This is a genomic window from Pseudomonas sp. 58 R 3 (assembly GCF_900006605.1).
Taxonomy (GTDB): Bacteria; Pseudomonadota; Gammaproteobacteria; order Pseudomonadales; family Pseudomonadaceae; genus Aquipseudomonas; species Aquipseudomonas salomonii.
The window spans coordinates 51,447-65,484 of the sequence record NZ_CVTT01000085.1 but is presented as its reverse complement, the minus strand read 5'-3'; the positions used below and the strand labels follow the sequence as shown (position 1 = coordinate 65,484).

Here is a 14,038-nt window from a genome sequence, read left to right as displayed (position 1 = left end):
CGACGCCTTGGGTTGTTTAGTTTTTCAACTTTTCCGATGGCCAGACGTCGAACTGACCTGAACACTCCCCTGCATTAATCAAGAGGATGAATCATGAGTGACAAGGATAAACAGCCGTTGGCTGCGTCGGCTTCAGCCCCTCAGGTGGCGGAGTCTGCCGATGCAGCGTTAAAGCACATCGTTGACGGCTTTTTGCATTTCCATCACGACGTCTTCCCGCAGCAGGAAGAACTCTTCAAGAAACTCGCCACGGCCCAGAGCCCACGGGCGATGTTTATTACCTGTGCCGACTCGCGCATCGTGCCGGAGCTGATCACCCAAAGCTCCCCCGGCGATTTGTTCGTGACGCGTAACGTCGGCAACGTGGTGCCGCCCTACGGTCAGATGAACGGCGGGGTTTCCACCGCCATCGAGTACGCGGTACTCGCCCTGGGCGTACAGCACATCATCGTGTGCGGGCACTCCGATTGCGGCGCCATGCGCGCAGTACTCAACCCCGACAGCCTGGAAAAGATGCCGACGGTACGCGCGTGGTTGCGTCATGCCGAAGTCGCCAAGTCCATGGTCGAAGACAATTGCGACTGCGCCAATGAAGGCGAGAGCATGAAGGTGCTGACCGAAGAAAACGTCATCGCCCAGTTGCAGCATCTGCGTACCCACCCTTCCGTGGCTTCGCGCATGGCCAATGGTCATTTGTTTATCCATGGTTGGATCTACAACATCGAGACCAGCGAAATCCGCGCTTACGATGCAGACCAGGCGGCATTCAGACCGCTGAACGGCACCGAGCCGATTCCTTGCGCGACGCCTAGAGCGCGCTTCTAAAACACTTCCCTGCCGGGTCAAGCGGTGGCTGCCATGGATGCAGCCAGGCTTTGCCGCGCCCGGCGAATCCCTCGGGAGAGCCATCATGCGTGCTGCTCAATTGAAAGCTGTATTGCCACGGGAGCTGCTGGCCTCGGTGGTTGTGTTTCTGGTCGCCCTGCCCTTGTGCATGGGTATTGCGATCGCGTCCGGCATGCCGCCGGCCAAGGGGCTGATCACCGGGATTATCGGTGGCCTGGTGGTGGGCTGGCTGGCGGGCTCGCCGCTGCAGGTCAGTGGCCCTGCCGCGGGTTTGGCGGTGTTGGTGTTCGAGCTGGTGCGGCAACACGGGATGATGATGCTCGGGCCGATCCTGTTGCTGGCTGGTTTCCTGCAACTGGTGGCCGGGCGCTTGCGCCTGGGCTGCTGGTTCCGGGTCACGGCGCCGGCGGTGGTGTACGGCATGCTGGCAGGTATCGGCGTATTGATTGTGCTGTCGCAGGTGCATGTGATGCTCGACGGCGCGCCTAAACCTTCGGGGCTGGATAACCTGGCGGGCTTCCCGGCGGCCGTGGCCGAAGCGATCCCGACGCTGGGCGGCGGTCTTGGTTGGCAGGCGGGCTTGCTGGGCCTGTCGACCATGCTGGTGATGTACTGCTGGGATAAATTCCGTCCGCAAACACTGCGTTTCGTACCGGGTGCCTTGCTGGGCGTGGGCCTGGCGACGGTAACCAGTCTGGTGCTGGCGTTGCAGGTCAAGCGCGTAGAGGTGCCGGAAAATCTCGCCGACGCCATCGACTGGCTACGCCCCAGCGACCTGCTGAACCTGGCCGATCCGCAACTGCTGATCGCCGCCTTCGCCGTGGCGTTTATTGCCAGCGCCGAAACCCTGCTGTCTGCGGCAGCGGTCGACCGGATGCACAGCGGCCCGCGTTCTGATTTCGACAGGGAACTGTCTGCCCAAGGTGTGGGCAACATGCTCTGTGGTTTGGTTGGCGCCTTGCCGATGACCGGCGTGATCGTGCGAAGCTCGGCCAACGTGCAGGCCGGCGCCACTACGCGGCTGTCGGCGATGTTCCACGGTGTGTGGCTACTGGGCTTTGTGTTGCTGCTGTCGAGCGTGCTGCAAAGCATTCCGGTGGCGAGTTTGGCAGGCGTGCTGGTGTACACCGGGATCAAGCTGGTGGACGTCAAAGCGTTTCGCGCGCTGGGCCGTTATGGGCGGATGCCGATGTTTACCTACGCCGCTACGGCACTGGCAATCATCTTCACCGACCTGCTGACCGGCGTGTTGGTGGGCTTTGGGCTCACGTTGCTGAAGCTCGCGTTTAAAGCTTCGCGATTGAAAGTCAGCCTGATCGATTTGCCCCAGGACGGTGAGATGGAGCTGCGATTGACCGGTGCGGCGACCTTCCTGAAAGTGCCGGCGCTGACTCAGGTGCTGTCGACGGTGCCTGCGGGGACCACCTTGCATGTGCCGCTGAGCAACCTGAGCTACATCGACCATTCGTGTCTGGAGTTGCTGGAGGAATGGGGCCGTGCGAATGCGGCCAAGGGCTCGACGCTGGTGATCGAGGCGCGGGGGTTGAAGCGCAGGCTCGAAGGCCGGGTGCGGACGACGGTGGGGATAGGTTCGGCGCCTGTCTGAACTCCACAAAAAATTGTGGGAGCCGGGCTTGCCCGGCTCCCACAGTGGTTCTATGTTCACTCGGAAAATCAGGCTGGCTGATCCAGCGACAACTCAACGCCCAGTTGCCGCGACAGGCACGGCCAGCGCTTCCACGCCGCTTCCGTGTTCGGGCTCTTGAGTGTTTCGCGATACGCCTCAACCGACTCCAGCGCAAAGCTCTCTTCGTTGAGCATCTCATCCACCGCCAAATGCACGGCTTCATCCAGCTGATTGGCGAATTGCTCACCGATCAGTTGATGGGCAATCAAGTTGGCGACGGTGGTATCTGCCGGAATCAACGGCTGGCCGAAATGCTTGATATACAGGTCGTTGACCTCTTCAACCAAGCGGTGAGCCAGGTAGGCCTCATCCAGCAGGCCGTCCAGGCCTTCATGGCCGGCCAGGATTGCAGGCGGCTGCAGGAAGAAATGCTCGGCGATTTTCAGCACCGGTTTGATCTGGCTTTCGATACCGGCTTCGCGGGCCACATCGTTGGCCGCTTCCAGCAAGTCTGGAACCAGTTCGATGTAGGCAGTGACAAAGCGGGACATGACAATGTTGCTATCACCGTCAGCCAGGGAGATGGCCGAATGCAGATGCGGCAATTGTTTTTCCAGTTGCAGGGCAAGCTGGCCCGTAGTGGCTTCGTGTTGATGGGCACGGGAAATCTGCTCGCGCAATGCGGCGGTGTTCATGAAGGCTCCAGTGAAACAGGCGTAGGAAAAGGAGAGGATAAGGTAGCTCGTTTATACGAGCGCCTAAGATGCATTTGTCATAATTATTTCATGGTTATGCGTGTGCGTTATATCGAAATGCCATCGTTCGTCGGATAAACGTTTGCGCCCCCGGTTTTATTGGGGCCGCCCGTCTGTTTCTGCTCATTTGCCCCTACACATTGCGGGGTTGCCCCGGCTGTCTATACTCGGATTTGTACGCAATTAGCTGATGACGCCCAACTGCATGACGCAGGCAAGGCTTGGCGGTTGTAAGCAGTATGGAAGCCGCTCCCTTCGCCGCAGGTGCAAACCGGCGGGATAACAAGAAACATAAAGGGGAACCCGCAATGACGCGACATCCACACGTTTGGATGGGCCTACTGTTGTGGTCAGTATTCGGCCAGGCGCACGCCGCCTGGACAACGAATATGGCGCCAGGGGCTACTGAAGTCAGTCACGCCGTGTTTGACCTGCACATGACCATTTTCTGGATCTGTGTGGTGATCGGCATCGTCGTGTTTGGCGCGATGTTCTGGTCGATGATCCTGCACCGCCGGTCCACGGGCCAGGTGGCGGCCAAGTTCCACGAGAGCACCACCGTGGAAATCCTCTGGACCGTAGTGCCCTTGCTGATCCTGGTGGCCATGGCCATCCCGGCAACCAAAACCCTGATCAACATCTACGACAGCAGTGAGTCGGATATCGATATCCAGGTCACCGGCTATCAGTGGAAGTGGCACTACAAATACCTGGGCCAGGACGTGGAGTTCTTCAGCAACCTGGCCACGCCCGCCGAGCAGATCCATAACCAGGCCACCAAAGGCGAGCACTATTTACTCGAAGTCGACCAGCCGCTGGTGCTGCCGGTGGGCGCCAAGGTGCGCTTTCTGGTGACGGCCGCCGACGTGATCCACTCCTGGTGGGTGCCGGCCTTTGCGGTCAAGCGCGATGCGATCCCCGGCTTCGTCAACGAGGCCTGGACCCGGGTCGAGAAGCCCGGCATCTACCGTGGCCAGTGCGCCGAGCTGTGCGGCAAGGACCACGGTTTCATGCCGATTGTGGTCGAGGTCAAATCCAAGGCCGACTACGACACCTGGCTGGGCGAGCGCAAAGCAGAGACCGCCAAGCTCAAGGAACTGACCTCCAAAGAGTGGACGCTGGACGAACTGGTGGCGCGTGGCGACAAGGTTTACCACACCACCTGCGTGGCCTGTCACCAGGCCGAAGGCCAGGGCCTGCCGCCGATGTTCCCGGCGCTCAAAGGCTCGCCGATTGCCATCGGGCCCAAGGAAGATCACCTGCACCGCGTGTACTTCGGCAAGCCCGGCACCGCCATGGCGGCGTTCGGCAAACAGTTGTCGGAAGTCGATATCGCCGCCGTGGTCACCTACGAGCGTAACGCCTGGGGCAACAACAAAGGCGACATGGTCACGCCCAAAGACGTGCTGGCTCTGAAACAGGCGGAAAGCAAATGACGGCCTCAACTGCGTATGCCCTGAACCGCACAGCCCCTTCCTTTGCAGGAGAACGGCCATGAGCACTGTGATCGACCATGGTCATGCCGACCATGCCCACGGCCCCGCCAAAGGCTTGATGCGCTGGGTGCTGACCACCAACCACAAAGACATCGGCACCCTGTACCTTTGGTTCGCCTTCACCATGTTTCTGCTCGGCGGCTCATTCGCCATGGTGATTCGCGCCGAGTTGTTCCAGCCCGGTCTGCAGATTGTGCAGCCGGCGTTCTTCAACCAGATGACCACCATGCACGGCCTGATCATGGTGTTTGGCGCGGTGATGCCGGCGTTTGTCGGCCTGGCCAACTGGATGATCCCGCTGATGATCGGCGCCCCGGACATGGCCTTGCCGCGCATGAACAACTTCAGTTTCTGGCTGTTGCCGGCGGCGTTCCTGCTGCTGGTCTCGACGTTGTTTACGCCGGGCGGCGGGCCGAACTTCGGCTGGACCTTCTACGCCCCGCTCTCCACCACTTACGCGCCGGAAAGCGTGACGTTTTTCATCTTTGCCATTCACCTGATGGGCATCAGCTCGATCATGGGCGCAATCAACGTGGTCGCCACCATCCTCAACCTGCGCGCGCCGGGCATGACCTTGATGAAGATGCCGCTGTTCGTCTGGACCTGGCTGATCACCGCCTTCCTGCTGATCGCGGTGATGCCGGTGCTGGCCGGTTGCGTGACCATGATGTTGATGGACATTCACTTCGGCACCAGCTTCTTCAGTGCCGCCGGTGGCGGTGACCCGGTGTTGTTCCAGCATGTGTTCTGGTTCTTCGGCCACCCTGAGGTGTACATCATGATCCTGCCGGCGTTTGGCGCCGTGAGCTCGATCATCCCGACCTTTTCGCGCAAGCCGCTGTTCGGCTACACCTCGATGGTCTACGCCACGGCGAGCATCGCGTTCCTGTCGTTCATCGTGTGGGCGCACCACATGTTCGTGGTGGGCATTCCCCTGGTGGGCGAGTTGTTCTTCATGTACGCCACGCTGCTGATTGCAGTGCCCACGGGCGTGAAGGTGTTCAACTGGGTCAGCACCATGTGGCAAGGCTCGCTGACCTTTGAGACACCGATGCTGTTTGCGGTGGCCTTCGTGATTCTGTTCACCATCGGCGGTTTCTCCGGGCTGATGCTGGCGATTGCCCCGGCGGACTTCCAGTACCACGACACCTACTTTGTGGTGGCGCACTTCCATTACGTACTGGTGCCCGGCGCGATCTTCGGCATCTTCGCCTCGGCCTACTACTGGCTGCCGAAATGGACCGGCCACATGTACGACGAAACCCTGGGCAAGCTGCACTTCTGGCTGTCTTTCGTGGGCATGAACATGGCGTTCTTCCCGATGCACTTTGTGGGGCTGGCCGGCATGCCGCGCCGGGTGCCGGACTACAACCTGCAGTTCGCTGACTTCAACATGGTTTCCTCGATTGGCGCGTTCATGTTCGGCGCCACGCAGATCTTCTTCCTGTTTATCGTGATCAAGTGCATCCGTGGCGGCCCGCCGGCGCCGGCCAAGCCGTGGGATGGCGCTGAAGGCCTGGAATGGAGCGTCCCCTCGCCTGCGCCGTACCACACGTTTACGACGCCGCCGGAGGTCAAGTGAACGCTTTATCGCGCTGTGAACACCGTCAGTGTGGGACCGCATTCGCCTTGGGTGAGCGCCATGCTTGAGTCCGTCCCCATCAAGCGCCTGGTCACTCGCCTGCTGATTCTGGTCGTGGCCATGTTCGCCTTCGGCTTTGCCCTGGTGCCGATCTACGACGTGATGTGCAAGGCGTTCGGCATCAACGGCAAGACCGCCGGGCAGTACGAAGGTGAGCAGTTGGTGGACCCTACGCGTCAGGTGCGCGTGCAGTTCATGTCCACCAATGCCATCGACATGGTCTGGGAATTCCACTCCAAAGCCGATGAGGTGGTGGTCAACCCCGGCGCCGTCACCGAGATGCTGTTCGTGGCCTACAACCCCACTGACAAACCCATGACTGCCCAGGCTGTACCGAGTATTTCCCCGGCCGAAGCGGCGATGTATTTCCACAAGACCGAATGTTTTTGCTTCACCCAGCAAGTGCTGCAGCCAGGTCAGCGCATTGAAATGCCCGTGCGCTTTATCGTCGATCGCGCCATGCCCAAGGATGTGAAGCATCTGACCCTGGCATACACGCTGTTTGACATCACTGCGCGCCAACCGCCGGTGGCCGTCCGTACCGGCGGCTAGCTACTGTTTGCCCCCTCAATCAGGAGAGCGAATACATGTCGTCTCATGATACGTACTACGTACCAGCGCAAAGCAAATGGCCAATAATTGCTACGTTTGGCATGTTGATCACGGTGTACGGCCTGGCCGTGTGGTTCAACGACCTCAAGGCGGCGCGCCCGGAATCCCACGGCCCGTGGATCTTTTTCGTCGGCGGGCTGTTGCTGGCCTACATGTTGTTCGGCTGGTTCGGCGCGGTGATCAAGGAAAGCCGCGCCGGTTTGTACAGCGCGCAGATGGACCGCTCGTTCCGCTGGGGCATGACCTGGTTCATCTTTTCCGAGGTGATGTTCTTTATCGCGTTCTTCGGCGCACTGTTTTACGTGCGGCATATGTCCGCGCCATGGCTGGCGGGCGAAGGCTCCAAGGGCGTCGCACACATGCTGTGGCCGAACTTCGAATTTGCCTGGCCGCTGCTCAACAACCCTGACCCAAAACTGTACCCGCCGCCCGAAGGCACCATCAGCCCGTGGGGCTTGCCGCTGGTCAATACGATCTTGCTGGTCAGCTCCAGCGTGACCATCACCATCGCCCACCATGCCTTGCGCAAAGGCCATCGCGGCGCGCTGAAAATCTGGCTGGCGCTGACCGTGCTGCTGGGTTGGGCGTTTTTGGGCTTTCAGGCCGAGGAGTACATGCACGCTTACAAAGAGCTGGGCCTGACCCTCGGCTCGGGCGTGTACGGCGCGACGTTCTTCATGCTCACCGGCTTTCACGGCGCCCACGTGACCATTGGCACCCTCATTCTGTTCGTGATGCTGATGCGCATCCTCAAGGGGCACTTCAATGCCGAGCACCAGTTCGGTTTCGAGGCGGCCAGTTGGTATTGGCACTTTGTGGATGTGGTGTGGATCGGCCTGTTTTTCTTCGTTTACGTGCTGTGAGGCGTTTTACCACGGTGCATGAGAGACCAACTGGCCGCTGAAAAAGCCCCAGGCGATCAAGCCCACGGTGATCGCGGCCAGTACAACACGCACGGTCAAGGCAGTGACGAGGCGGTTGGAGTTGCCCTCGTCCTTGACCAGAAAGAACAAGCCACTGAACAGGCTCACGACAGTCGCGATCAGCATCAGGGCAATGGCTGCTTTGAGCATGGTCAGGTTCCATTCGGATGGGCGGGCAATGAAAAGGCGGGCAATGAAAACAAGTATAGCCAGCGCCATAAAAGACTTTCGCCCAGGGCTCGTTCCCACGCTGGTGGTGCTCGTATTACTGCCGTTGATGGTGGGTTTGGGGTTCTGGCAACTGGCTCGCGGGCATGAAAAACAGCGGCTGGTGGACAGCTATGCCGAACGGCGCGTGGCTGAGCCGGTCAGCAGCGTTCAGCTTCAGGGCATGGCTGACCCGGCCTTTCGCCGTGTGCGCCTGCGCGGCCAATTCGACGCCGAACACAGCGTGCTGCTCGACAACCGTATGCGCGACGGCAAGCCCGGTGTTGAGCTCTTGCAGCCCTTTCATGACCAGGCCAGCGGCGAATGGCTGTTACTCAATCGCGGCTGGCTGCCCTGGCCGGATCGGCGCACGCCGCCCGTGTTCACCACGCCTGAACAACCGTTGAATCTGGATGCCTGGGTGTACGTCGCCCCCGGCGAAACCTTCCAACTGCACGCCGACCCCGCCACCACGCAGTGGCCGCGCTTGCTGACTGCGCTGCATCCCGCCGCGCTCTGGGCGGAGTTGGGCCGCAGCGGTTTTGCCTTTGAGCTGCGCGCCGAGCCTGGCCCCGGCACCTACGACACGACCTGGCCGGTGGTCGCCATGGGCCCGGAAAAACACTTGGGCTACGCCGTGCAGTGGTTCGCCATGGCACTGGCGTTGCTGGCGCTTTACCTCTACCTCGGATGGCATAACAAAAAGGAGAAACCCCATGGGAGCGGCCATGAATCCACCCAGCACGTCTGAGGCGCCCGACCGGCGCAAAGGCCGCTGGCAGCTGATTCTGATTTTGATGATGGTGATCGGCCCGATGGCGCTGGCCACCTTTATGTACAAGTTGCAGTTCTGGGTGCCCGACAGCCGCAGCTACCACGGCGAGATGATCGGCAACGGCCAGACCCGCGCCGACATCGGCGTGCAGGCCGATGAAGAGCGTTGGCAACTGCTGGTTACCGCGCCCACCGCCTGCGCCGCCGACTGCCAGCAACTGGTGTACCTGGCGCGCCAGCTGCAAATCAGCCTGGGCCGCGATGCCTCGCGCGCCAGCCATGCACTGGCCGGCGCGCAACCGGTGAGCACGGATTACGACGCCAAGCTCAAGGCCGAATACCCGCAACTGCAGCGCTACCCGCTGGACCTGACCACCTTCAGTAAAAACGCGGCCGCGCCGGGTGAGGCGCAACTGTGGATCGTCGACCCCCACGGCAACCTGGTGCTGCGCTACGACGCCAAGGTCAAGGGCAAGGACTTGCTCAACGACCTGCGCCTGCTGCTGAAACTGTCGAACATCGGATAAGGGCATCGTCATGGCCAAACCTGGATTTCGCCTCGCGTTGTTTGCCACCTTGCTGGCGCTGCTGGTCGTGCTGCTGGGCGCCTATACGCGCCTGACCCACGCCGGCCTTGGCTGCCCGGACTGGCCGGGCTGCTACGGGTTTATCAGCGTGCCGCAAAGCGAAGCCCAGCTGGCGCATGCCGAGCTGCATTTTCCCGATACGCCGGTAGAGGCCGACAAGGGCTGGGCCGAGATGACCCATCGCTACTTTGCCGGCACCTTGGGCTTGCTGATCCTGCTGCTGGCGGCGCGTTCGTGGAGCCATCGGCGTGATCCGGGGCAGCCAGTGAAATTGCCGCTGTTTGTGTTGGCGGTGGTGTTTGCCCAGGCGGCGTTCGGTATGTGGACGGTGACATTGAAGCTGTGGCCGCAAGTGGTCACGGGGCATTTGCTCGGCGGCTTTGCCACATTGAGCCTGTTGTTTTTACTCACCTTGCGACTGTCCGGCGTGTTGCCCGCGCTGATCGTACCCAAGCGCCTGCAATATTGGGCGACAGCTGGGTTGGTGCTGGTGATCGGGCAGATCGCGTTGGGTGGTTGGGTCAGTTCCAACTACGCGGCCGTGGCCTGTGTCGACCTGCCGACGTGCCATGGCGAGTGGTGGCCGGCGGCGGACTTTGCCAACGGGTTTCACCTCACTCAGCATATCGGCCCCAATTACCTCGGCGGCCAGCTCGACAGTGAAGCGCGCACGGCCATCCACCTGACCCATCGCATCGGCGCGGTACTGGTGACGCTGGTGTTGCTGGGCCTGGCCTGGCAATTGCGCGCCGTGGGCATGACGCGGCTGGCAGGCTTGCTGTTGATCGCCCTGGCGGCGCAAATCTGCCTGGGCGTGAGCAATGTGGCGTTCGGCTTGCCACTGCCGGTGGCGGTCGGGCACAACGCCGGTGGGGCGGGTTTATTGCTGACGCTGGTGCTGGTCAATTACCACGCCCGAACCAGCCTGGTGCGGGTGCGCAATCAGCTGCCGTTTGGCTGGCGTTTTATCCCGCGCAAACACGTGTCGGGCCTCATCACCCTTAAAGGAGAGATGCCATGGCGACCTTGATCGGCGCGCGTCACGATCAGGCGATCTGGCGGGATTACCTGGAGCTGACCAAGCCGAAAGTGGTGGTGCTGATGCTCATCACGTCCTTGGTGGGCATGTTCCTCGCGACCCGCGCCGGGGTGCCGTGGACGGTGCTGGTGTTCGGCAATTTGGGTATAGCCCTGTGCGCCGGTGGCGCGGCAGCGGTCAACCATGTGGTGGATCGGCGCATCGACGCGGTAATGGCGCGCACCCATAAACGGCCGTTGGCAGAAGGGCGCGTGTCACCGGTGGCGGCATTGGCCTTTGCATTGTTTCTGGCTGTTGCAGGTTTGGCCTTGTTGCTGGCGTTCACCAACCCGTTGGCGGCCTGGCTCACGTTGGCCTCATTGCTGGGTTACGCGGTGATCTACACCGGCTTTCTCAAGCGCGCCACGCCGCAAAATATCGTCATCGGCGGCCTGGCCGGTGCTGCGCCGCCGCTGCTCGGCTGGGTGGCTGTCACCGGGCATGTCAGCGCCGAGCCGCTGCTGCTGGTGCTGATCATTTTTGCCTGGACCCCGCCGCACTTCTGGGCCCTGGCCATTCACCGCAAAGAGGAATACGCCAAGGCCGATATCCCGATGCTGCCGGTCACCCACGGCGAGCACTACACCAAGGTGCATATCCTGCTCTACACCTTCGCCCTGCTGGCGGTGAGCTTCATGCCCTATGTGATCCATATGAGCGGCCTGCTGTACCTGGCGTGTGCGCTGGTATTGGGCGGGCGCTTTCTGCAATGGGCCTGGGTGCTGTACCGTGGCAGCAAGCCGCACGCGGCGATCAACACCTTCAAGTACTCTATCTGGTACTTGCTGCTGCTGTTTATCGCGCTGCTCGTCGACCACTACCTATTGTTGAACCTATGACTCGAACTCAAAAAACCGTCTTTATCCTGGTGGCCATCGTCGCGTTGATCATGGGCCTGACCGTTAACAAAGTGCTCAGTGGCAAAGGCCAGGGCGACCCTACCGCACTGATCGACGCCGGCATTATCCTGCTGCCGCAAAGCCGCCAGCTGCCGCCGGTGACCATGACCAATCAGGACGGCCAGCCAGTGGTGGTCAATGAGTTGAAAGGCAAGTGGAGCCTGCTGTTCTTTGGTTATACCTTCTGCCCCGATATCTGCCCGACCACCCTCGCGCAACTGCGCCAGATCAAGAGCGAGCTGCCTAAAGAGGCGGTGGATAAGTTGCAGGTGATCCTGGTCAGCGTTGACCCGAACCGCGACACGCCGACCCAGCTCAAGCAGTACCTGGGCTATTTCGACCCGCAGTTCGAAGGCCTGACCGGTACGAATGTGGAGGATGTGCAGAAGGTCTCGAACGCGGTGAGCATTCCGTTTATTCCGGCCGATACCAGCAAGCCCAATTACACCGTGGACCACAGCGGCAACCTGGCGCTGATCGGCCCGGATGGGACGCAGCGTGGGTTTATTCGTGCGCCGCTGAATAATCAAAAGCTGGTGGCGCAGTTGCCGGGTTTGCTACAGCGCAAATGATCGTTCCCACGCTCTGGGTGGGAATGCCTCCTGTGACGCTCTGCGTCGCGACCTCTACAGCGGGACGCAGAGCGTCCCGGGCTGCGTTCCCACGCGGAGCGTGGGAACGATCACTCGCCTCCCTAGCAAACTACACAAATCCCCTGTGGGAGCTGGCTTGCTCGCGAAGGCGGTGGTTCAGTCAATAAATTGGGTGACTGACACTCCGCATTCGCGAGCAAGCCCGCTCCCACAGTGGTTTTTGTGCAAGGGTTGAACAGGGTGTCGTCGGAGATTTCCCACGTGTTGTCGCGCTGTGCGTGAACTTGTTGGACGGTCTTGGGGTGGCTAGTCTTTGGCCTGTCGCTGCAAATTCAGTGACAGGGTGTGGAAGCCCTTATATCGTTAGGCGCACAAAGCGCCACCTAGTGTCAGGCGCTTTTTCTTGTCTGTGTTTTATGGTGGCTGTGCGCGGGGCGCTTTCGAGTGCGCCGGGTGCCTAACGTCCCGGTCTTCCACACCTGCGTACAGCCGCCACCCATTACGTGGAAGTAGTGCTTGGCGGTCCCTTGATACGTTAGGAGCTAGACCGTGCAAACACTTACCCCTGATCCACCGATCACACCCCAAGTCTTCACTCGACACCATCACCAGCTGCATGCCGTGCTGATAGAAGACCAGCCATGGTTCAGCGCCTCCGACATCGGCCACCTGATGGGCCTGCACCTGAACCCTGCGCTACTGCGCAAGCTCGATCCCGACCAGCAACACACCCTGCCCCTGATCACTCATGGCCACTGTGCGCCGACGTTGATGGTCAGTGAGTCTGGCGTCTACGCGCTGCTTATCTACCACTATTACCCGGAGAATCGGTGCCTGCGCCAATGGTTAACCCATGAGGTGATACCGGCCCTGCGCTGACAGTAAAAGCCACACAAAACAAATGTGGGAGCTGGCTTGCCTGCGATAGCGGCGGGTCAGCAGGATGATCGTTCCCACGCTCTGCGTGGGAATGCCTCCTGTGACGCTCTGCGTCACGACCTCAACAGCGGGACGCAGAGCGTCCCGGGCTGCATTCCCACGCGGAGCGTGGGAACGATCAGTCGCCACCCCAACCAACTACACAAATCCCCTGTGGGAGCTGGCTTGCTCGCGAAGGCGGTGGTTCAGTCAATAAATTGGGTGACTGACACTCCGCATTCGCGAGCAAGCCCGCTCCCACATTTTTTGATCTTCGGTGTTGTGACGATCGGGTTTGATCAGAACGCTGGCAGAATCGCGCCTTTGTACTTCTCAAGAATGAACGCTTTCACTTGCGGCGTGTGCAGGGCTGCAACCAGCTTCTTCACCGCGTCCGAATCCTTGTTGTCGTCGCGGGTCACCAGGATGTTCACGTAAGGCGAGTCGTTGCCTTCGATCACCAGGGCGTCCTTGGATGGGTCCAGCTTGGCTTCCAGGGCGTAGTTGGTGTTGATCAGCGCCAGGTCGACCTGGGTCAGCACGCGCGGCAGGGTCGCGGCTTCCAGTTCGCGGAATTTCAGGTTTTTCGGGTTGCCGCTGATGTCCTTGATGGTCGACAGGATGTTGGTCGGGTCCTTCAGGGTGATCAGGTTGTGCTTGGCCAGCAGCAACAGGGCGCGACCGCCGTTGGTGGCGTCATTCGGGATCACGACGTTGGCGCCGCTTGGCAGGTCTTCCAGCTTCTTGTACTTGCTGGAGTAGACGCCCAGAGGCTCCAGGTGTACCGCGGCAACGCTCACCAGGTGTGTGCCCTTGGTTTTGTTGAACTCATCCAGGTACGGCTGGTGCTGGAAGAAGTTGGCGTCCAGGCGCTTTTCAGCCACCTGTACGTTTGGCTGCACGTAGTCGGTGAAGACTTTGACCTGCAAGTCCACGCCTTCTTTAGCCAGTTCAGGCTTCACGAATTCGAGGATTTCCGCGTGGGGCACCGGCGATGCAGCGACTGTAATAGTCTCGGCAGCGTGGGCAGAAAACGCGGCAACGGCGGCGAAAGCAACCAGTAGTTTTTTCATCCAACAAG

15 protein-coding genes are annotated in these 14,038 nt (G+C 60.6%); 12 read left to right on the top strand and 3 right to left on the bottom strand.

All coding sequences use genetic code 11. The features are described 5' to 3' along the window. The first annotated feature begins 93 nt into the window (after positions 1–93). On the top strand, positions 94–825 hold the full coding sequence (locus BFP92_RS27970; RefSeq protein ID WP_065931983.1) for a carbonic anhydrase: 732 nt from the start codon (positions 94–96) through the stop codon (positions 823–825). A gap of 85 nt (positions 826–910) precedes the next feature. Further along, the gene (locus BFP92_RS27965) at positions 911–2,452 is read left to right on the top strand and encodes a SulP family inorganic anion transporter (protein WP_065931982.1); all 1,542 of its coding nucleotides are present in this window, start codon (positions 911–913) and stop codon (positions 2,450–2,452) included. A 68-nt stretch (positions 2,453–2,520) separates the two neighbouring features. On the opposite strand, the gene BFP92_RS27960 is transcribed toward BFP92_RS27965, so the two are convergent. Then, the gene (locus tag BFP92_RS27960; RefSeq protein ID WP_065931981.1) at positions 2,521–3,168 is read right to left on the bottom strand and encodes a hypothetical protein; all 648 of its coding nucleotides are present in this window, start codon (positions 3,166–3,168) and stop codon (positions 2,521–2,523) included. A gap of 368 nt (positions 3,169–3,536) precedes the next feature. Here BFP92_RS27960 and coxB point away from each other — a divergent pair, with 368 nt between their 5' ends. The 4 genes from coxB to BFP92_RS27940 are packed head-to-tail and all read left to right on the top strand — an operon-like array spanning position 3,537 to position 7,841. Then, positions 3,537–4,664 carry a cytochrome c oxidase subunit II gene (coxB, locus tag BFP92_RS27955; protein ID WP_065931980.1) on the top strand — a complete coding sequence of 376 codons (1,128 nt, stop codon included), beginning with the start codon at positions 3,537–3,539 and terminating at the stop codon, positions 4,662–4,664. 58 nt (positions 4,665–4,722) lie between these two features. Next, positions 4,723–6,306: a cytochrome c oxidase subunit I gene (gene ctaD / locus BFP92_RS27950; protein ID WP_053253655.1), complete on the top strand. Its 1,584-nt coding sequence runs from the start codon at positions 4,723–4,725 to the stop codon at positions 6,304–6,306. Between the two features lie 60 nt (positions 6,307–6,366). Then, positions 6,367–6,918: a cytochrome c oxidase assembly protein gene (locus BFP92_RS27945; protein WP_056860996.1), complete on the top strand. Its 552-nt coding sequence runs from the start codon at positions 6,367–6,369 to the stop codon at positions 6,916–6,918. 35 nt (positions 6,919–6,953) lie between these two features. Beyond that, positions 6,954–7,841 carry a cytochrome c oxidase subunit 3 gene (locus BFP92_RS27940; RefSeq protein ID WP_065931979.1) on the top strand — a complete coding sequence of 296 codons (888 nt, stop codon included), beginning with the start codon at positions 6,954–6,956 and terminating at the stop codon, positions 7,839–7,841. Positions 7,842–7,847: 6 nt separating this feature from the next. Here the strand turns inward: BFP92_RS27940 and BFP92_RS27935 are convergent, their stop codons facing one another. Further along, positions 7,848–8,051, bottom strand: coding sequence for a twin transmembrane helix small protein (locus tag BFP92_RS27935; protein WP_016969525.1), 204 nt, complete (start codon positions 8,049–8,051; stop codon positions 7,848–7,850). Positions 8,052–8,094: 43 nt separating this feature from the next. Here BFP92_RS27935 and BFP92_RS27930 point away from each other — a divergent pair, with 43 nt between their 5' ends. From BFP92_RS27930 to BFP92_RS27905, 6 genes are all read left to right on the top strand, one after another. Further along, complete coding sequence (locus BFP92_RS27930; RefSeq protein ID WP_065931978.1) at positions 8,095–8,859, top strand: SURF1 family protein; 765 nt, start codon at positions 8,095–8,097, stop codon at positions 8,857–8,859. Further along, on the top strand, positions 8,825–9,409 hold the full coding sequence (locus BFP92_RS27925) for a hypothetical protein (RefSeq protein WP_065931977.1): 585 nt from the start codon (positions 8,825–8,827) through the stop codon (positions 9,407–9,409). The genes BFP92_RS27930 and BFP92_RS27925 overlap by 35 nt, the downstream gene beginning before the upstream one ends. 10 nt (positions 9,410–9,419) lie before the next feature. Then, positions 9,420–10,499, top strand: coding sequence for a COX15/CtaA family protein (locus BFP92_RS27920; RefSeq protein WP_065931976.1), 1,080 nt, complete (start codon positions 9,420–9,422; stop codon positions 10,497–10,499). Next, positions 10,487–11,386, top strand: coding sequence for a heme o synthase (gene cyoE, locus BFP92_RS27915; protein ID WP_065931975.1), 900 nt, complete (start codon positions 10,487–10,489; stop codon positions 11,384–11,386). Before BFP92_RS27920 ends, cyoE begins: the two co-directional genes overlap by 13 nt. Beyond that, the gene (locus BFP92_RS27910; RefSeq protein WP_065931974.1) at positions 11,383–12,018 is read left to right on the top strand and encodes an SCO family protein; all 636 of its coding nucleotides are present in this window, start codon (positions 11,383–11,385) and stop codon (positions 12,016–12,018) included. Before cyoE ends, BFP92_RS27910 begins: the two co-directional genes overlap by 4 nt. Positions 12,019–12,588: 570 nt before the next feature. Then, positions 12,589–12,918 carry a BRO-N domain-containing protein gene (locus BFP92_RS27905; RefSeq protein WP_065931973.1) on the top strand — a complete coding sequence of 110 codons (330 nt, stop codon included), beginning with the start codon at positions 12,589–12,591 and terminating at the stop codon, positions 12,916–12,918. A gap of 338 nt (positions 12,919–13,256) precedes the next feature. On the opposite strand, the gene BFP92_RS27900 is transcribed toward BFP92_RS27905, so the two are convergent. Further along, entirely contained in the window at positions 13,257–14,030 is a 774-nt protein-coding gene (locus tag BFP92_RS27900) for a MetQ/NlpA family ABC transporter substrate-binding protein (protein WP_065931972.1), read from the bottom strand. Positions 14,031–14,038 lie beyond the last annotated feature (8 nt).